Source organism: Synoicihabitans lomoniglobus (genome assembly GCF_029023725.1).
In the GTDB taxonomy this organism is placed as follows: Bacteria; Verrucomicrobiota; Verrucomicrobiia; order Opitutales; family Opitutaceae; genus Actomonas; species Actomonas lomonigloba.
In genome coordinates this window covers 4,447,085-4,465,847 of the sequence record NZ_CP119075.1, presented here as the reverse complement: position 1 = coordinate 4,465,847, position 18,763 = coordinate 4,447,085, and the positions used below count along the sequence as shown (strand labels likewise).

Below are 18,763 nucleotides of genomic sequence, written 5' to 3'. Positions count from 1 at the left end.
CAATCGTGCGGAACCGCCTTTTCGGCCCACGATGGCTGCCATTTAAACCCAGACACACCCTAGTCTGAGGCAATGGCGAATCGCTTGTCATGTCCGGAATGGCTACGTCACTTGCGACGATTTCCGGACCTGGCATTGGCATATTTATGAGGGAAGCCGACCAGCGGAGGAGTTTCGGGGAATGAGTTGACCGGCCAGTGTGACGCGACGTGTGGGTGCCTCCGGGTGTTTGATGCGGTTGATCATCGTTTCGGTGGCGACTTTGCCGATGTCGTCGCAGGGCTGACGATAGCTGGTCAGCGGCACGCTCAATAGGGACGCGTATTTCACATCGTCAAATCCGACCACTTGCAGAGCACCCGGGATATCAACGCCGAGATCCAGCAGGGCACGAAGTAGGGGGGCGGCGGTGGCGTCGTTGGCGCAGATCACGCCGTCGACTTTTTTGGTCAACAGCTGCTGCGCCGTCTTCTCGGGTTGGTCGGGGATGAAGTCCACGCTGGTCAGGCTGTTGGCTCGATAGCCGTTTTGGATCAGGGCTTCGCGGCAGCCGAGTCGCCGTAGCTGCACAGTCATCGCCGGATCGGGGGCGGAGACGAAGGCGAGTTTGCCGCAACCATTGTCGAGCAGGTGGCGGCCCATGACGTAGCCGGCTTCGATGTTGTCGATGCCGATCAGGTCGTGAGGCGTTTGCCGAGGCCAGGGGAACACGTCGCGGTCGATCAGCACCACGCGGATGCCCGCCGACGTGAGCCGGTTGATGGTCTCCACATTAAAGGCCTCTTGGTCGGGTATAAACTCGACCGGCGTGAAGAACACGCCCTGAACCTTGGCGGCGATGAACTGATCGGCCAGTGACTCGGTCAACATGCGGCGTTCTTGTCGCAGGTTCAACTCCGGTGGACGGATGATGCGCATACCGGCAATGCTGGCCGTCTCGGTGATGCTTGCACAAATGGGCTCAAAGATTTCGGTCTGGTGTAGTTCCGGAATGAGCAAGCCCGCCGTTACCGCAGATCGTCCAGGGGCGAGGACCTGGGTTCCGAAACCCGCCCGGCGGCGCACCAGCTTTTCGTGGCCGAGCCGGTTGAGCGCTTTGGCGATGGTGGGGCGTGACGCCCCGAAGGTGACCCCTAATTGGGCCTCCGTGGGCAACATATCGCCCGCCCGATAGCTCCCGTTTTGGATCAGACTGCGAATTTTTTCGTAAATCTGTAAGTGTCTTAATTTTGAAGAGTTCACGCTTAAAATGAGAACAAAATGTAATTATTAAGGGATGCAAATGTAATTTAAAAAGTTTACATTTAAGGTGCCTATGAAGGATTTCATTTACCCGTGGAAAGGCTGCTGCCTTCCGTTCACTCTGACTCACAACCCCGAATACCATTGAATAGACCCATGCTACGACCGGCGACTGTTGCCGGCATCGGAGAGCTCCTTTGGGACATTTTTCCGCACCATCAACAGCTCGGCGGTGCGCCCGCAAACTTTGCCTGGCATTGTTGGCAGCTTGGTGCCGAAGCCTACCCGGTCAGTTGTGTCGGAACGGATTCGCTGGGACGGCGTGCACGCAGTCGGCTGGCGGAGATGGGAGTTGATGATCGGTATGTCTTCACGACCGACGTTCTTCCGACGGGGAGCGTGGAGGTTTCACTAAGTGCGGCCGGGAAACCGTCGTATGAGATCAAGGCCGATGTGGCTTGGGATCAGCTGCCGTTGGCGGACGAGTTGAAGACGTTGGCGCGCAGGCTGGATGCCATTTGCTTCGGATCACTCGCCCAGCGCTCGGTTCCGACTCGGGAGACCATTCGTGCGGTGTTGCGAGAGATGCCCGCGGACGCGTTGAAGGTTTTTGATGTGAATTTACGGCAGTCGTTTCATTCCCGCGCGCTGATTGAGGAGTCGCTCGAACTGGCCTCGGTGCTGAAGCTCAGCGACGAGGAGCTACCGGTGTTGGCCGCCCATTTCGCGCTGCCGGGCGCAGAGGCCGCGCAGTTGGTGTCGCTCCGGGAACGGTTCGATTTGCGCTTGGTGGTCTACACGCGCGGTGCGGAAGGCAGCCGGTTGGTGGGCGCCGACGGCACAAGTGATTTCCCCGGACTGGGAGGGCTTGCGGTGGATTCCGTCGGCGCAGGCGATTCGTTTACCGCCGCCATTTGCATGGGCATATTGCGAGGCGGCTCGTTGGAGCGGGTCAATCGATTCGCCAACGAGGTGGCCGCTTATGTCTGCTCACAAAGAGGGGCCACTCCCGTCCTGCCCGCCCACCTGTTGAAAAGCCAATTACTCCCATCCCCACCGAAGAGATAACCCACGATTATGAATACCAAAACTGAGGCTCCCGCGTGGGGCAACGTGAGCGAAGAGCAGTTGCCCATTGCGAAGCACAAACTGCACGGCTGGACCCATTTCATGGGGCTGTATGCCGGTGAACACGTGGCCGCCACGGAGTTCGTCATTGGGGCCACGTTTGTGGCGCTGGGGGCCAGGACGATGGACATTCTGGTCGGCCTGTTGATCGGCAACATTCTCGCCATTCTGAGTTGGACGCTGATCACGTCGCCCATCGCGGTGCAAACCCGGCTGAGCCTCTACACCTACCTGCACAAGATCGCCGGTGACTCGATGACCAAGCTCTACAACTGGGCCAATGTCGTCATTTTTACCGTGATCTCGGCCGCCATGATCACGGTCTCGTCAACGGCGGTTCGGTTCGTTTTCAACATTCCCGCTCAGCTCAATTGGTATCCCACCGACCCGATGTTTGTCGCGGTGGTTCTGGGTGTCGGTGTCATCGTGGTGTTTGTCGCCATGTATGGCTTCAACGCGGTATCCGAATTTTCAGGACTGTGCGGACCGTGGTTGTTTGTCATGTTCGCCAGTGGTGCGCTGGTCCTGATGCCGGCGCTGGCGGAATCGGTGTTGGGCCGGACTACCCTGTCCGGCTGGAGCGACTTTCTGGAAATTGGGAACCAGTCGATCTGGACCGGCTTGAACAGCAAGGGTGAGCCCGGGATCGGCCTGCTTGAGGTGATCGGTTTTGCCTGGGCCGCCAATACCATCACGCACGTCGGTCTCATTGACATGGCGCTGCTGCGTTACGCCAAAAAATCCATTTACGGATTGTGCACCAGCTCGGGCATGTTGTTCGGCCACTACATTGCATGGATCGCCGCCGGAATCATGGGTGCGGGCACGGCCGTCTTGCTGAAAACCTCCATCGTGTCCCTCGACCCGGGCGACGTGGCGTTTCATGCGCTGGGTCTGTCGGGGTTTGTGATTGTGCTCGTCGCGGGTTGGACCACCGCCAACGCGAACCTGTATCGGGCGGGCTTGGCAGCGCAGGCTGTCTTCAAGGATCGGTCGCGCCAGCAGACCACCTTGGTCGTGGGCATCGTCACCGTGATCGTTGCTTGCTTCCCCTTTGTCTTCACCAAGATGCTGCCGATGCTCACCTACGCCGGTCTGCTGGTCGTGCCGGTTGGTGCTATCGTGTTTGCCGAGCACGTGCTCTTTCCGCGCATCGGGCTCACCCGGTATTGGGTGAGCTATCGCCAGCTCAAGCACAGCACGCCCGCCGTGGCGTCCTGGGGTGCGGGCCTCGTCTTCGGATTCGGCCTGAACGCGCTCAACGTGATGTCGTTTTACTACCTTTTCATCCCGACTTGGTTCTTCACCGTCACTGTTTACACCCTGCTCGCCAAGCAGGCGGGGGCTGCGGAGCAGTATCCCGAAGCCGAGGCCAGGATGCAGGCGCGCGACCAGGAGATCGCCGCCTATCAGGCCCGGCAGGCCGCGGAGGCGAAACCGCGCGTGAACGATCGGTCGGCGTTCTCGAAGACGTTGCACCTGTTGGCCCGAGCCAGTCTCGCGCTCACGCTGATGCTGGCGGCCATCACCTTGTTCCGCAGCCCGGATATGGCTGCCTACGAGGCCAACCGCGACACCTTCTTCCGATATGGATTCATCTGCACGATCGCCTACTTCAGCTTCGCCTATTGGGCCCTGCGGCGCAGAAAGTCCGCTCAAGCATAATCCGTTAAACCGGAGTTCATCATGAAAGAATCCCTTCGCCTGAATCAGCAGAACCTCTATCGGCTGCCTGCGCGCGTGGCCCGCCCCACCTACGACCGCAGTCGCGTGAAGGTCGGTATCGTGCACATCGGTGTCGGCGGTTTTCACCGTTCGCATCAGGCCTTTTACACCGACGAGCTCATGGAAACCACCGGCACGACCGAGTGGGGTATCTGCGGGGTGGGGTTGCGCGACGCCGACCGCAAGATCGGCGATATTCTCAAGAAGCAAGATCACCTCTACTCGCTGATTGTGAAGCACCCCGGAGGGCAGATGGAGACCCGGGTGATCGGCTCGCTCATCGACTTCATGCTGAGTTGCGACGACCCTGCAGCGGTCATCGCCCGCATGGCGCACCCGGAGACCAAGATCGTCTCCCTCACCATCACCGAAGGCGGCTACAACTTCAGCCCCGCTACCGGTGAGTTCGATCTGAAGAACCCCGACGTGCGGCACGATCTTGCGAATCCGATGCTGCCCAGAACCATCTTCGGCTACCTCACCGCATCGCTCCAACAGTGCCGGTCGGTGGGCCGACCTCCCTTCACCGTGCAATCCTGCGACAACATCCAGCACAACGGTGACATGACGCGCCGGATGCTGCTGGCCTTTGCCGCCAAACAGGACCCCGAACTCGCCCGCTGGATTGAGCGCGAGGTCTGCTTCCCCAATGCGATGGTCGATCGCATCACGCCCGTCACCACGCCGTCCGATATCGAGTATCTGGATACCGAGTGCGGGGTGAAGGACGAGTGGCCGGTCACCTGTGAGCCGTTCATCCAGTGGGTCATCGAGGACCATTTTTGTGGTGCACGACCCGCGTGGGAAACCGTCGGCGCGCAATTCGTGCCCGATGTCACTCCTTACGAAAAAATGAAGATCCGGCTGCTCAACGCCGGTCACTCCGTGCTCGGATTGCTGGGCTCCATTCACGGACATGCCACCATCGACGGTTGTATGGCCGATCCGCTCTTCGCGACCTACCTGCGCCGCTTCATGGACTTCGAAGCCACGCCTGTGCTCGACGCCGTGGAAGGCATCGATCTGGACGATTACAAGGATTGCCTGATCGAGCGGTTTGGGAACCCGAACATCAAAGACAACCTCGCCCGCATATGCCTGGAAAGCTCCTCCAAGCTGCCGAAATTCCTCATCCCCACCATCACCGAAAATCTGACCCGCGGTGGCAGCATCGAATACGCCACGTTGGTGATCGCCGCCTGGTGCTTCTACAGCGACAAAGGCACCAGTCGGCACGGTGCGCCGCTCGACATCGTTGACGACCTGAAAGCGGAGCTGAACAAAGCCGCCGCTGACACGCCACGCGACCCGCTGTCGTTTCTCAAGTTGAAGCCGGTCTTCGGCGACCTGGTCCGCCACCAGACCTTTACCACCACCTACACGCGGATGGTCAACGCCCTCTACGAAAACCCCGACATCGCCCGCCAGATGCAAACGATCCTCTTCGGGCAGGAATAGTCCGTCCGCGCGCCGCGCCGAGAACCGCAAAGGGGCATTCATTCCCCAAGCTCTTAAATGCAACAATCGTGTTTTTTTGAGCTGCGGAACTCAGATTAAATCCGATGGCTCGACCGGAAATCACCGATTCGGCGATTTTTTGAGTGGTGACAACGTGACAATATGGCCCCTCTGAACGCCAAAGGTAGGTGACCTGGTGAGCTCGGTCATCGGCGGCGATGTATCGAAATAATGGATGCGCCAGCAAAGAACGGCTATAGGTTTGAGGCTGGAACCAAGATCTGCGGATTGCCCCTGTTTTTCTGTCCTTCAAAAAACACCTCCTATGCCGCGATGACGTTGATTCCATCGAGTCCGAATCGAGATGCGGCGGCCAGGAGGTGGCGATCGTTGGAATAGATTGCGGGGAAACGCTCCGCCGCCGCGCAGGCGAGATGCAAGGCGTCTGCGGCGCGCAAAAAGAGATCAGCCGGAGCCTTCAGGAAAACGGCCGACACGCGTTGAAGATGATCGTCGGTGATGGGCAACCAATGAATCGCGCCGGCTTTTTGATCGGCGTCGACCTGATCGAGCAGCGCTTTGATTTGTGCCTTGGGGGCACGGGTTTCCGCCGAAGTGACGACCGGTCGCGCACTTTGCGGGATATCCGCGGAGGCGAACATCACCCCGATAGGTGACGCCCTTTTACCCGCGCCCGATGGATAACCCGGCTAAGCGCGTAATGCGCGACGGTGACGGGAGCAGGGTGATTGAGTGAGCGAACGGCCGTTTGCGAGGAGAGCAACGAGGAGGAAATAGGCAGCTCCTAACCCAACGTGGGCGGAGCGAGATTTCCGAAATCTCCCGCGTTTCGGGTTCTGATCAGAACCATGGGTCACGCAATTGGCCGGATTCGAGTTCGTTGGCGTAACTCAGGTAGTAGTTTCGATTGGGGGCGTTGTATTCCAGAGCTCCGAGACCCCGTAGTGCTTCGATTTTGATTTCACGGGCGCGGGTCGGGTCGCCGTCGGTCAGCCACTTGACATGATCGGACAGCTCCAGGGCCCATTGATAGTCGCCCTGCTGCAAAGCGGCTTCCATCTGGGTGGTGAGGTTGCGGGTGCCTCCCGCCAGACGGGCGATTTTTTGCGCTGCGATGGCGGGCTCCAGCGGGTTCAGGGTCGTGGGGTTGCCATCGAACCAGCCCAGCAGACCAACCGAGATGGCCCGCACCGCATTCGACACGGTTCCGTAATACTCGATCAGATACGGTTTGTCCTTGAGGTGGGCCGGCAGGGTGACGTCGTGCGCCAACTGATCCGGGCTCTTACCGGCGTTCAGACCTTCGACCGTTTGGTCATAGACGCTGCGGATGGCCGCGCTGTAATTCTCCAACGCGGTGGTGGCCGCTTCCTGTCCATGGATGGGCAGGGTATGCCCCGGCACCACGTGGTGGGGTTTAAATGTGGCCATGCGAGCGACGCTTTCCGACCAGTTGAGCACGTTGCGGTAGGCCGTGCCGCGAATGGCATACAGATTCGGAAAGGAGCTGTAGAAGTTGTCCCCTGCAAACAGCACCTTCTCGCGCGGCAACCAGATGAACATGGCGTCGTCCGTCTCACCCGGAGCGTAATGAAACTCGAGTTCGACCCCCGCAATCACGGTGCGATCGCCGCGGTGCGGCACTAAAACGGTGGGCGGCAGGATCCCTTTACCCCCGTCGCGGTCGACCGTGCCGGCCGGGGCCACTCCGCGATTGGTCTGCTCGGCCAACGGCAGATTGCGTCCGAATTGGCGGACGTTGCGCTTCGCTTTGATGGGGCCCACCATTTCCGTCACCCCTTCGGCTGAACCGAACCCTTCCATGGCGTAGATTGCCGGCATCTCGTCGCCGACAAACGCGCTGGCCCCGCCAATGTGATCGCCGTGGCTGTGGGTGTAGATGATCGCTTTCACCGGTTTGTCGCTGTAAGCGCGCAGGGCCTGCAGAGCAGTCGCGGCGGCGGTCGGCACCATGAGGGTGTCGACGATGATCACCCCGTCGGTGCCCACGATCATTGACGTATTGGCTCCGTGGTAGCCGACGGCGGTGAACACGTTGGGGGCGACTTGCACGATCTGCCGTTCGAATTGTTGGTCCTGAGCATGCAGCAGATCCAATGCAACGCTCGGCGCAACCTGCGTGCCTCCGCTGATCGAGACGGGGGCATGGACGTGCGCCGCATGGGACGAAGGGAGAAGGGCGGCGGGCGAATCGGCAGCCGAACCGGATGCGGTTAATAACGTGAATGCGGTGGCGATGGCCAAGCCGCTGGTGAAGGTGGTTTTCATGCCATCACTCTATCAAACGCCGTGCCCGGTCACAAGGTGGCGAGCCGACAGTCGATGGTAGAAAACGGACAGAGCCCGGACACGCCTTATTCGTCGCGACGTTGCTGGAGACGAAAGGCCTCGGGCGTTTGCCCGACGATCCGTTTGAAGAACTTCACGAAATTGGAGGCTTCGCTGAAGCCGAGATCGTAACCGATTTCCTCCCCGGTGGCGTTGCCCAGGATCAGTTGCCGTTTCGCTTCGAGGGCGAGATTGCGATCGATCAGTTTTTTGGGGCTGGTCCCTCGGATTTGTTGGCAGGCCCGCGACAGGGTCCGCGTGGTCACGTGCAACTGCCCGGCACACGCGACGAGCGATTGACGGCCGACTTGGTGATGAAGCAGCTGTTCGAAACGGTGCACCAATTCCAAGGCACGCTGATGGCCCGGGTTAGCCGACAATGAATGTTCCCGGGCATACCATTCGTCGAGTCCGGCAATGATGGCCTGGAGTAATCCTGCGGCCATGGAGGTCAGGCGAATGTGGGCCGGCATCCGCTCGATCTGCTGCAGAAAATCGAGCACCTGAATCAACAACTTGAAGTCGCGCGATGCGAGATGGACGGGTTGGCTCAGGTGAATCGCCAATCGTTCGACGTGACTGGCGGGGACCATTTCGGGACGAAACAGCAGCAGGAGTGCCTCGTGATTCGAATCGGCATCAAACGCGTGGACCTGGTCGGGTCGAACCTGCAGGACATCGCCGGGCCGCAAAGCGTGACGCATGAAATCGATCCAGTGGGAGCCGGCACCTTCCGTGACGAACATGAGCACGTAAAAGTCCGGTCGCTTGGGTGCGAAGATCGGGAGGTCCGTCTCACGGGCCCGAAGTTCCGAAAGCCGGACCACTTCAACCGGGGTTTTTTTCCCTTGGGAGTGGGCAAAGGGGATGTTTGGGATTTCAACGGCCATGGGGGACTGAGTAGAGCGCTACAGCTCTACGCCGGACGAGGCGGACCGACAAGGATCGCTTCGTCACCCGGCCAGCGCCACGTCCCCGGGCTCACATCGAAGTCATGAGAAGGGCCCGTTCGTGTTGCCCGCGTATGCGCTCGACCCTATCAGTTAACGCGTGGAGGCCGGTTCAGTCCGGGGCTCGAGCACGACAGGATTGGTGAGGGTGCCGATGCCGTCGATTTCGACCTCGACGCGGTCGTGGGGCTTTAACCAACGGGGTGGTTGAAAGCCCATGCCCACGCCATGCGGAGTGCCGGTGAGGATCACCGTGCCCGGGTGCAGCGTGCTGCTGGCGCTGAGGAAGCTGATGAGCGTGGCGACATCGAAGATCATGTCGGCGGTGGTCCAATCCTGACGGATCTGGCCGTTCACCCGGCTGCGCAACTTGAGGTCCTGCGGGTCGGGCAACTCGTCGGTGGTCACGAGCGAAGGACCGAGCGGCAGAAACGTGTCGAACATCTTGCCGCGGCACCACTGACCGCCACCGCGTTTGATTTGCCAATCGCGGGCGCTGACGTCGTTGGCGCAGGTATAGCCCAGCACGTAATTGAGGGCTTTTTCAACCGTGACGTTTTTGGCGGGCCTGCCAATCACCACGGCGAGTTCGACTTCGTAGTCCACCTCGTGGCTGGCCGCTTGGCGGGGGATTTCGATGGGACCTCCGGGACGCTGGAGCGCGCTGGGTGGTTTCATGAATACCACCGGTTCGGCCGGAGCGGACATGCCGGATTCGGTGGCGTGTTGACGGTAGTTGAGTCCGATGCCGAAGACCGCGACCGGATCGATCGGGGCCAGCAGCGTTTTTACGTGAGCGGTTTCACCGGTGGCGCTCAGGCCCTTGAACAGATCGCCGTCGAGGCGCTGCTCGGAACCGTCGGCGCCGATGCAACCGAATTTGATGGTGTCCTGGAAGTCGCGATAACGGATGATTTTCATGGAAAGAAAAACGGTTAGATTCCGGCGCTCATGCCGCCGTCGATGACGAGGGCGGAGCCGGTGATGAAAGCGGCATCGTCACTGGCCAGATAGAGCATGGCGGCCGCGATTTCTTCGGGGCGGGCCATGCGTCCGATGGGCTGGGTGGCACTCATTTGCCGATAGGCTTCGGCGGGATCGGGGTATTCCTGAATCCGGGCCGTGACGAAGGGCGTTTCCACCCGGGCGGGGCAGACGCAGTTGATCCGGACTTGGTCGACGGCGTGGTCGAGAGCCATGGACTTGGTCAGTCCGACGACGGCGAACTTGGTGGTGCAATAAGCCGCCCGATCACGCAGGCCCATTAATCCGCCCAGGGAGGCGACATTGATCACGGCACCGCGCCGTCGTTTCACCATGGCAGGCAGGAATAGTTGACTGAGTTGGTAGGGCGCGCGCACGTTGACCCGGTAGAGCCGGTCGAGGTCGGCCGCCTCGGTTTGCAGGATGGTGCCAACGGCCCCGATGCCCGCGTTGTTGATCAGCACATCCGCCCCTGCGGGGTGCTGGCGATGGAAGTCTTCACTGAAACGCGCGATGGCCAACGGGTCGTCAAGGTCAAGGCAGACAGGAGTGAGTCGCCCCCCGTGGTCGTTTACGTAGCTCGTCAGATCGCGGAGCTTGTCGGCGTCGTGGTCGATCGCCCAGATGTGGTCACCTTCGGTGGCGAAACGTCGCGTAGTGGATTCACCAATACCGGAGGCGGCCCCGGTGATGAGCGTGATGCGCTGGGCGGTCGGTTTGCTCATGCGGCGGGGAAGTTAGCCCTGGCGGGCGGAAACGGGTCGGGCGCCCTCCCCCCATTCGCGCAGGCCGTAGCGTTCGGCCAGTTGCAGGCATGCGGCGGAGGGCCGAACGCCGGCAGACGGGGACGGGTCGCTCAGCGAGGCTGCGGCGGTGCAATTGGCGAGCAGCAGACGCTCGGAAATGGGAAGATCCTCGTGCAAACCGTGGATGTATCCGGCGGCGAAGCCGTCACCGGCTCCGTTGGCTCCTCGAAACAAGGTCGGATCGAGGTCCAGCGAACCGAGGCTGTGCGAACCTTCGCGGCGGCTGGCGACGATGGCCCCGCTCGGCGTGTGGATCACCACCGCGACCCGCACGCCGTCGGCGAGGATCTGTTGGGCGGCGTTTTCCAGGGCAGAGGCATCGTCGTTTTCGAGGGCCCGCCCGAGGAAGCGGGAGGCCTCCAGTTCATTGATAATGAGGTGATCAATCCAAGGCAGGGCGGCGGCGACGGTGGCGCGAAAGTCGGGAGCTTCCACGCTCACGAGATCGACTACGGTGGTGAGTCCGGCGGCCTGTGCGGCTTCGAGAACATGGGACGCGCCGGTGCGACCGGTGTCGTCGCGTTGGTCGAGCTGGTCCAGGAGCATCAGGTAACCCAGATAAAAGATGCGGGCGGACGAGTGGGCGAAGTCGAAGTGCCGCGGCGAGAGCAGTCGGTTGGCCCCGCGGTGATGAAAGAACGTGCGACGGCCCGTCGTTTGCGCGGTCATGACGTGGGTGTGAGAGGTCGGGGCGGTGGTCACGACCCGCAGCCGGTCGGTGGAGATGCCGTGCTGCGCGCAGTCGTCGATGATCCAGCGGCCGTTATCATCATCGCCGACCAAGCCCACTGCTTCGAGGGGGAATGGACTTTTAAGTGCGGCGAGGTCGCGGAGAACATTGTAGGGTCCCCCGCCGTTGGAAGGGGACTCGTCGATGATGTTGGCGAGCATCTCCTCGCGAGGGTAGTCATCGATACTGATGATAGTATCGACAATGAAATTGCCCCCGGCGATTACGCCGCGACGTTCGAGGCCGCCGGCGGTGGGCTCCGGTGCTACAGGCATTGCACCGACTGGTTGGCGTGGGAGGTGAGGGCAGCGGCGAAAATCTCGTGCGAGGCGATGGCCTCGGCGGGAGTGGCGCAACCGAAGCGGGCGCCCAAACTGCCGTCGCGTTCGGCGAGGTAAGCCGCCCACATCTGTTGAATAACATCAGGGAAACCCGGCTCGAAGATGCCGCCGGTCACGGTCTTGAAGGGCGTGCTGAAGCCGAGTTCGGTGCGCGACCACCATTGCTCTTTGTCGCGGGAGAAGGACCACAGGGTTTTCGGTTCCGCCGTAGTGAAGCGCACCCCGCCGTCGGTGCCGAGAATTTCAATGAACCACGAATTGGTCGCACCGGGCGCGAGCCGTTTCATTTCGAAGCGCAACGGGGTTTCGTGGCCGTCGATGTTCACCCAGGAGTTCAGCAAAGCGTTGTCCCACGTGTCGCAGGCCGCGCGACCACCGCGACCATCGGGTCGTTCGGGATACCCTTTTTGCAGTTGGGCAAAGAGGCGGGTCGGTTTCCAGCCCAGACGCAAGGGGAGGTGGCAGGCGTGCATGCCGAGGTCGCCGAGCACGCCAACCTCACCACACGTTTCACTCCGGCGTTTCCAGTTGGCCGCTTTGTCGGGATCGAGATCGCTGCTGTGATGGAAGCCGGACACGACCTCCAGCACGCGTCCGAGTTTGCCGCTGCGGGCGGCTTGCAGGGCGCGTTGGGCGCCGGGGAAGAACGGCATTTCGGAACTGCAGCGCACGAAGCGTCCGCTGGATTCCGCGGCGGCGGCGATACGACGTGCGGCGGCGAGGTCGATACCGAAGGGTTTCTCGGCCAACAGGTCTTTGCCGGCGGCGAGCACATCGAGGTAAATCTTCTCGTGCAGCATGTGGGGCACGGCGACGTAGACGACATCGACCTCGGGGTTGGCGAGGAGCTCGGCGTAGTCGGTCACCCGTTGCCGACAGCTGGGGATCTGTTCGAACCACGCGACCGTATCGGGATTGAGGTCGGCGACAGCGACCAATTGGGGGCGCACGTTTAAATCGGTAAAGGCGCACCAGCGGGCGAACGCGCTGGCCATTTCACGCCCCATGAGGCCACCGCCGATGATGCCAATGTTCACGGTTTTCATAGATGTAGGGTAGCGTCGGGGAGCCAAGGTATGGACGCCCGAGCCGGGAGGCTGAGCGAGGGGTTAAACGGCGGATTTGATGAGAGCGAGGGCGTCCTCGACCGTCGCGTTTTCGTGCACCACGGCCATGAGGGCGCGGGTGATGCCGTGAGGCGATTCGTGCTGAATCACGTTGCGGCCGTAAACGATGCCGGACGCGCCCTGCGCCAGAATTTTCCGGGTGCGGTCGAGGATCTCCCGATCGCTCACGCGGCCGCCGCCCCGCACCAATACGGGAATGTCGCCGGCGACTTCGATGACCTCATGGTAGTTTTCGACGTCGGCAGTGGGATCGGCCTTGATGACATCGGCCCCGAGTTCCACGGCCTGGCGGACGAGGTGTTTGATTTTCACCACATCGCCGTCGACCATGTAACCACCGGCCTCGGCGTTGGGGGCAAAAACGAGCGGCTCCACCATCATGGGCATGCCGTAGTGGTCGGCCTCGACCTTGAGCTTGGTGATGTTGCGCACGCAGTCGCGGTGCATATCGGGGGCGCCGGGAATTTGGAACAGGTTCACGCAAACGCAGGCGGCGTCCAGGCGCACGGCTTGGAGGATGGCCTCCTCGATCATGATGCTGAAGCGGGCTTCGGGCAGTTCCTTGCCGTAGATGTTGGCCGCGTCGGTGCGCAGCACGAGGCTGGGAGGGGGGCGGCCGAACGAGCGCGTGAGATGTCGGGCCTGGCCGACGGTGAGCTGGATCGCATCCGGGCCGGCTTCCACCAACGTGGCGATGGTCTTCGGCATGTTCTCGATGCCGGTCAGAAAACCGGGCTGATTAAAGAAACCGTGGTCGACGGCGACGTCGAAGCAGCGGTTGGAGCGGCAGTTGAAAAGGCGTTGGAGGCGGAGTGGTTTCATACCGGGGGGATTACGTGTCGCATGCTAGCGACGTGTCGGCCCGTTGGCTCCGTCCTACATCTCAGAGCATGGCACTTTTGTATCATTCCACCACATCCGGAGGAATCTGGCTGCGCTGGAGGCCTAGGAGAGCGGCAGGCCGCTGCGATGGCGACGGCGGTAGGTGCTGGGGTTCATGCCGAACTCACGGTTGAAAAGGCGGTTGAAAAACGACAGCTGATTGAACCCATGGTCGAGTGCGATGTTGCTGACCGGTTCGTTGGTTTCTTTCAACGCGTGGCAGACCGCTTGCAGGCGAACCTGATTGCGAAACGTGGAAAACGGTTTGCCGGCGTGCAGTAGAAACTGGCGGGCAAAGGTGGCGCGACTCATCCCTGTGAGTTCGAGCAGATCATTGAGGGCCATGGGCTCGCGATGGTGAGCCAGAATGTAACTGACTGCGCGTTGAATGATTTCCTGGGTCTGGGCGTTGCTCGAAATAGAGAACGGTTGGTCGGAGAGCAGTTGCCGATCTTTGTTGGAGCACTCCACCAGCATGCCCAGAATCTTGAGAAAAATGCCCAGGCGGGTAAGCCCCTCCGCCCGCACAATTTCTTCCATGGCCTGACGGACCCGCAGAGCGGTGTTTCCGACGAGCTGCACGCCACGGCGAGCGGCATCAGTCAGGTCGCGGAGCCGCGCGACTTCCGGGAAATTCCAAATCCCGTGCTCGCTAGGGAAATCCCACTGCAGCGCCAGGCCCGAGGAGTTGCCGCGCATATGCCAATAGTGCGGCACGTTGGGGCCGATGAGCACGAGGTCGCCCGACTCGAACAGATCGATGTCGTCCCCGACCAGGCGCGTGCCCTTGCCGGATTGGATGAGAGTCAGTTCGAGGGCGGGGTGGTAGTGCCAGTGGTCGCCCTGGCCGTGCAATTGGGTGAAGCGGTCGCGGCCAAAGATCACGTCGACCGAGACGACCGAGCGGTTCCAACGGAGAACGCGGAACGTTTCGTTCTCCTGCAGTCGAATGAGTTCGCGATGGGCTTGCATGGAATATCTGGATACTCGGCTGACGGGAGGGGCGATATGGATGGCGAGCCGAAGATCGAAAGTGAGTCCGAATCCGTGTCCAGTGCAATAGCGTGAGATAAAAGTGTCATTCTTTGAGTTTCCACGCGGAGAACGTCGGGCGAGGTGGTGGTAGAGTCGCTCGGTCAGCTGGCCCCGCTTTGCGCCGGTCACCCCTTAAGCCCCCTTTTTATCCTGTAATACCATGAGTTCACCCACCCAATATCGATTCTCGTTCGGTCCGTGGAACATCAGCGAAGGTGCCGACCCGTTTGGTCCGCCGGTGCGCGATGCGTTTCCCCACGAAGAAAAATTTGCGCTCTACAAACCGATGGGTTTCGACGGCGTGCAGTTTCATGACGACGACGTTGTGCCTGGCTTGGAGTCGCTTTCGGCCGGCCAGATTGAAAACAAGGCCGACGAAGTGGCCACCATGTTGCGCAACCAAGGCTTGGAGGCGGAATTCGTCGCGCCGCGGATGTGGTTTGCGGCGGAAACGGTCGACGGCGGTTATACCTCCAACTGCGCCGCGGACCGCGAGATGGCGTGGGAGCGGACCAAACGTTCAGTGGATATCGCCCGCATTCTCGGTTCCAAGGCCGTTGTGCTGTGGTTGGCCCGTGAGGGCACCTACATTCGTGAAGCCAAAAATGCCCGCGTGGCTTATGAACGCATCCTCGAATTGATCGACAAGGTGCTCGATTATGATCCCGAAATCGAAGTTTGGATCGAGCCCAAGCCGAATGAGCCGACCGACGTCGCTTATGTGCCGACGACGGGCCACGCGATCGCCCTGTCCCGGGCTTCGCGCGATCACCAGCGCGTGAAAGTGATCATCGAAAGTGCGCACGCCATGCTTGCCGGGTTGGATGCCAGCGATGAGATGGCGTTCGCCTTGGCGCACGACAAACTCGGCAGCGTGCACCTGAACGATCAGAACGGCCTCAAATACGATCAGGACAAAAATTTTGGCAGCGCGAATCTCCGCTCGGCCTTTGATCAAGTCCTCGTCCTGGAGGAAGCGGGTTACGGCGGGAACGGTGAATTCATCGGCCTGGACGTGAAAGCCATGCGCACGCAGCCGGGTCTGCCGGTGTTGGATCATCTCAAGAACACGCGCGAGTATTTTGAACTCCTTTTGGACAAGGTGCGTTCCTACGACCTCACCAAGGTCGAAGCCTTTCGTGATGACCGGGATTACGAAGGACTCGAACGCTACACGCTCCGTCATCTTTTGGGCTGCACGTAACGCGCGGCTCGCGGTCTCCGCACCCCCTGTCGTCGGGTTTTATCAGGTAATCCGGCGGCGGGGGTTTAATTTCCGTTCGAACCCTTCACCTGAATCTTAGTGAGTCCCTTTTCCCATGCGCCCTGTCACCCTGTTCACCGGCCAATGGGCCGACCTTTCCCTCGAACAACTCGCCCCGCTCGCCCAAAAAATGGGCTACGACGGACTCGAACTCGCCTGCTGGGGCGACCATTTCGATGTCGATACGCTCGACGCCAAAGCGATCAAATCCAAGTGGGAGCTGCTCGCCGATCATGGGCTGCAATGTTTCGCGGTCTCCAATCACTTGGTTGGGCAGGCGGTGTGCGACCTGATCGACGACCGTCACCAAGCCATCTTATCGCCGCAGGTCTGGGGCGATGGCGATCCCGAAGGCGTGCGCCGACGGGCCGCCAAGCAGCTCATCAAAACCGCGCGGGTCGCCCGACGGTTTTTTGATGCGCAACCGGGAGCGGTGAAAGGGCGCACCTTCGCCGTCAACGGCTTCACTGGCTCCTCGATCTGGCATTCGCTCTACGCGTTTCCGCCGACCTCCGCCGCTTACTGGCAGGCCGGGTTCGATGACTTCGCGAAACGTTTTGGGCCGATCATGGACGCCTTTGACAAGCTGAACGCCAACTTTGGTCTGGAGGTGCACCCGACCGAGATCGCCTTCGACATTGCCAGCGCCCAACAGGCTTTGGCCGCGATCAAGCACCACCCGCGCTTCGGCTTCAATTACGACCCGTCGCATCTCGGGTATCAGGGGGTCGACTACGTGAAGTTCATCCGCGACTTTGCGGACCGCATTTTCCACGTGCACATGAAGGATGTGTGGTGGGATCACGGCAACGGCGATGCCGGCGTCTTTGGCGGGCACACCAGCTTTGGCGATCCGCGTCGTTTCTGGGATTTCCGCTCGGTGGGACGGGGCGACATCAACTTCGAGGAGATCATCGTCGCGCTCAACGACATCGGTTACGCCGGTCCGCTTTCGATCGAATGGGAGGATATCCGCATGGACCGCGAGCACGGCGCGACGGAGTCCGCCGCGTTCACCCGTCAGATCGACTTTTCACCCAGTGGAGTGGCCTTTGACGCCGCCTTCGATAAAGAGAACCAGTGAATGCCCTCCGGTGATATCAACTCTCGTCCGAATCCCATGCACCTCATCTTACCGCGCCTGACGCTACTTCGACTCCTCGTGACCGCATTGGTGGCCTGGGCTGCGGGCGCTCGTGTGGTGGCACAAACCGGGGTCGATGACCGGCCCAATGTTCTGTTCATCTACACGGACGATCAGAGCATGCGCACCCTGGGTTGTTACCTGGAGGAGGGGGCTCAACCTTGGGCCCAAACTCCCCACATCGACCGCCTCGCCAAGGAGGGCGTGCGTTTTTCCAACGCCTACGGCGCCTCCTGGTGCGTGCCCAGTCGGGCGGTGGTGCTGACGGGTCAGCAACCGCACGCCATTCAGGGCCTCGATTTGAATCGGGACATGAGTTCGCGTCGCCCGTGGGCGACGCTGGAAGCGGGTTGGAACGCAGAGAGCACCAACATGTGGCCGCGGGAACTGCGCGAGGCCGGCTACGAAACCGCTATGATCGGCAAATGGCACACCGGCCAAAACTCCGGACACGGCGACCTGTGGGATCATTCGGTGGTGTGGGATCAGAACACCCCCACCGGAGATTGGTATAACGGTCAGTCGCTGAGCGTCGACGGCGCACCCGCCGAGGTGGTTCCGGGGTATTCAACATTTGTCTACACCGATTTTGCCGAGGACTACATCCGCCGCGATCATGATAAACCGTGGTTGCTCTGGCTGTGTTACAATGCGCCTCATCTGCCGAACACGGTTCACCCTGACGCGCAGGGCACGTATCGGGACGCGGAGGTGGAGATTCCGGAGGATTGGTATGGCCCGCGCGTGGGGAAACCCGCCTACATGCGCACGCTCACGATGTATCGGCCGGATATTGAAGGCAGCCCACGTTACCACTATCCGAACCGCAGCTACAGTTTGAAGGAGATGATCACCAACTACCACGAACTGGTCGTCAGCCTCGATGAAGCGATTGGCCGCTTGTATGCGACGCTGGAGGAGACCGGTCAGCTCGACGATACGGTGATCGTGTTCACGTCTGACCAGGGATTCGCCTGGGGGCAGCATGGTTATGCTTGGAAAGTGGGTCCCTACGACGCCTGTCTGCGCATGCCGATGCTGGTGCGTTATCCGCCGGAAGCGAAAGCGGGCGGGGTGGTTCGCAGTCCCGTCAGCATCATTGATGTGGTGCCCACGATTCTCAGTTTGACCGGCCTGGAGGTGGATTGGGATCTGCACGGTCGCAACCTCCGTCCAGCGTTGAATGATCCCGCCGCGGGGGTGCCCGGTCGGGTGCTGACCGAACATTTCCTATCCAACTTCGGTGATCAGATCCAAACGGCGGTGACGGATGATAACAACTTTTGGCGCACCATTCCGTGGTGGCTTTCGGTGACGGAAGGTCGGCTCAAATACATCCGCACGCTCGTGCCCAACGAAGTGGAGGAACTCTACGACTTGGCCGCCGATCCCGGCGAGCAGCGCAACCTGGCCTTGGAAGCCGCTCATCGGACTGATCTGCTTCGCATGCGCGAAGCGTTGGCGGAGGAATTGGAGTCCACCAATGCCCAGTTCCGGTCCTCCCTGCCGGCTCCACAAGAAATGGTGCTCCGCTGAAACTCCATTCCGTTCCGCGGTCGGCCAACACCTTCGTTTCT

Annotated in this window: 16 protein-coding genes; 6 read left to right on the top strand and 10 right to left on the bottom strand. The window is 60.8% G+C overall.

All coding sequences use genetic code 11. From position 1 onward, the window contains the following. Positions 1-144 precede the first annotated feature (144 nt). Positions 145-1,242, bottom strand: coding sequence for a GntR family transcriptional regulator (locus PXH66_RS17260; protein WP_330930035.1), 1,098 nt, complete (start codon positions 1,240-1,242; stop codon positions 145-147). A gap of 156 nt (positions 1,243-1,398) precedes the next feature. On the opposite strand from PXH66_RS17260, the gene PXH66_RS17255 reads away from it, so the two are divergent. The 3 genes from PXH66_RS17255 to PXH66_RS17245 are packed head-to-tail and all read left to right on the top strand — an operon-like array spanning position 1,399 to position 5,553. Next, positions 1,399-2,310 carry a carbohydrate kinase family protein gene (locus PXH66_RS17255; RefSeq protein ID WP_330930036.1) on the top strand — a complete coding sequence of 304 codons (912 nt, stop codon included), beginning with the start codon at positions 1,399-1,401 and terminating at the stop codon, positions 2,308-2,310. A gap of 9 nt (positions 2,311-2,319) precedes the next feature. Next, positions 2,320-4,035, top strand: a complete 1,716-nt coding sequence (locus PXH66_RS17250; RefSeq protein WP_330930037.1) for a purine-cytosine permease family protein — start codon at positions 2,320-2,322, stop codon at positions 4,033-4,035. A gap of 21 nt (positions 4,036-4,056) precedes the next feature. Beyond that, positions 4,057-5,553, top strand: coding sequence for a mannitol dehydrogenase family protein (locus PXH66_RS17245; protein ID WP_330930038.1), 1,497 nt, complete (start codon positions 4,057-4,059; stop codon positions 5,551-5,553). A gap of 323 nt (positions 5,554-5,876) precedes the next feature. Here PXH66_RS17245 and PXH66_RS17240 read toward each other — a convergent pair whose 3' ends face one another. The 9 genes from PXH66_RS17240 to PXH66_RS17200 all read right to left on the bottom strand — a co-directional run bounded on the left by PXH66_RS17240 (position 5,877) and on the right by PXH66_RS17200 (position 14,715). Beyond that, positions 5,877-6,215 (bottom strand): PIN domain-containing protein, encoded by a 339-nt coding sequence (locus tag PXH66_RS17240; RefSeq protein ID WP_330930039.1) that lies wholly within the window; start codon positions 6,213-6,215, stop codon positions 5,877-5,879. A 199-nt stretch (positions 6,216-6,414) separates the two neighbouring features. Then, entirely contained in the window at positions 6,415-7,863 is a 1,449-nt protein-coding gene (locus PXH66_RS17235) for an alkyl/aryl-sulfatase (RefSeq protein ID WP_330930040.1), read from the bottom strand. 86 nt (positions 7,864-7,949) lie between these two features. Continuing rightward, positions 7,950-8,813, bottom strand: a complete 864-nt coding sequence (locus PXH66_RS17230) for a helix-turn-helix domain-containing protein (RefSeq protein WP_330930041.1) — start codon at positions 8,811-8,813, stop codon at positions 7,950-7,952. A gap of 153 nt (positions 8,814-8,966) precedes the next feature. After that, positions 8,967-9,794 (bottom strand): fumarylacetoacetate hydrolase family protein, encoded by an 828-nt coding sequence (locus PXH66_RS17225; RefSeq protein WP_330930042.1) that lies wholly within the window; start codon positions 9,792-9,794, stop codon positions 8,967-8,969. A gap of 14 nt (positions 9,795-9,808) precedes the next feature. Continuing rightward, entirely contained in the window at positions 9,809-10,582 is a 774-nt protein-coding gene (locus PXH66_RS17220) for an SDR family NAD(P)-dependent oxidoreductase (protein ID WP_330930043.1), read from the bottom strand. Between the two features lie 12 nt (positions 10,583-10,594). After that, complete coding sequence (locus PXH66_RS17215; protein ID WP_330930044.1) at positions 10,595-11,668, bottom strand: carbohydrate kinase family protein; 1,074 nt, start codon at positions 11,666-11,668, stop codon at positions 10,595-10,597. Next, positions 11,659-12,780 carry a Gfo/Idh/MocA family protein gene (locus PXH66_RS17210; RefSeq protein WP_330930045.1) on the bottom strand — a complete coding sequence of 374 codons (1,122 nt, stop codon included), beginning with the start codon at positions 12,778-12,780 and terminating at the stop codon, positions 11,659-11,661. The genes PXH66_RS17215 and PXH66_RS17210 overlap by 10 nt, the downstream gene beginning before the upstream one ends. Positions 12,781-12,843: 63 nt before the next feature. Next, positions 12,844-13,683 carry a class I fructose-bisphosphate aldolase gene (locus PXH66_RS17205; RefSeq protein ID WP_330930046.1) on the bottom strand — a complete coding sequence of 280 codons (840 nt, stop codon included), beginning with the start codon at positions 13,681-13,683 and terminating at the stop codon, positions 12,844-12,846. Between the two features lie 123 nt (positions 13,684-13,806). After that, positions 13,807-14,715 (bottom strand): helix-turn-helix domain-containing protein, encoded by a 909-nt coding sequence (locus PXH66_RS17200; RefSeq protein ID WP_330930047.1) that lies wholly within the window; start codon positions 14,713-14,715, stop codon positions 13,807-13,809. A gap of 223 nt (positions 14,716-14,938) precedes the next feature. Here PXH66_RS17200 and PXH66_RS17195 point away from each other — a divergent pair, with 223 nt between their 5' ends. The 3 genes from PXH66_RS17195 to PXH66_RS17185 all read left to right on the top strand — a co-directional run bounded on the left by PXH66_RS17195 (position 14,939) and on the right by PXH66_RS17185 (position 18,722). Further along, positions 14,939-15,982 carry a TIM barrel protein gene (locus tag PXH66_RS17195; protein WP_330930048.1) on the top strand — a complete coding sequence of 348 codons (1,044 nt, stop codon included), beginning with the start codon at positions 14,939-14,941 and terminating at the stop codon, positions 15,980-15,982. Between the two features lie 115 nt (positions 15,983-16,097). Continuing rightward, positions 16,098-17,126 carry a sugar phosphate isomerase/epimerase family protein gene (locus PXH66_RS17190; RefSeq protein WP_330930049.1) on the top strand — a complete coding sequence of 343 codons (1,029 nt, stop codon included), beginning with the start codon at positions 16,098-16,100 and terminating at the stop codon, positions 17,124-17,126. Positions 17,127-17,162: 36 nt separating this feature from the next. Further along, positions 17,163-18,722 carry a sulfatase-like hydrolase/transferase gene (locus PXH66_RS17185; protein WP_330930050.1) on the top strand — a complete coding sequence of 520 codons (1,560 nt, stop codon included), beginning with the start codon at positions 17,163-17,165 and terminating at the stop codon, positions 18,720-18,722. Positions 18,723-18,763 lie beyond the last annotated feature (41 nt).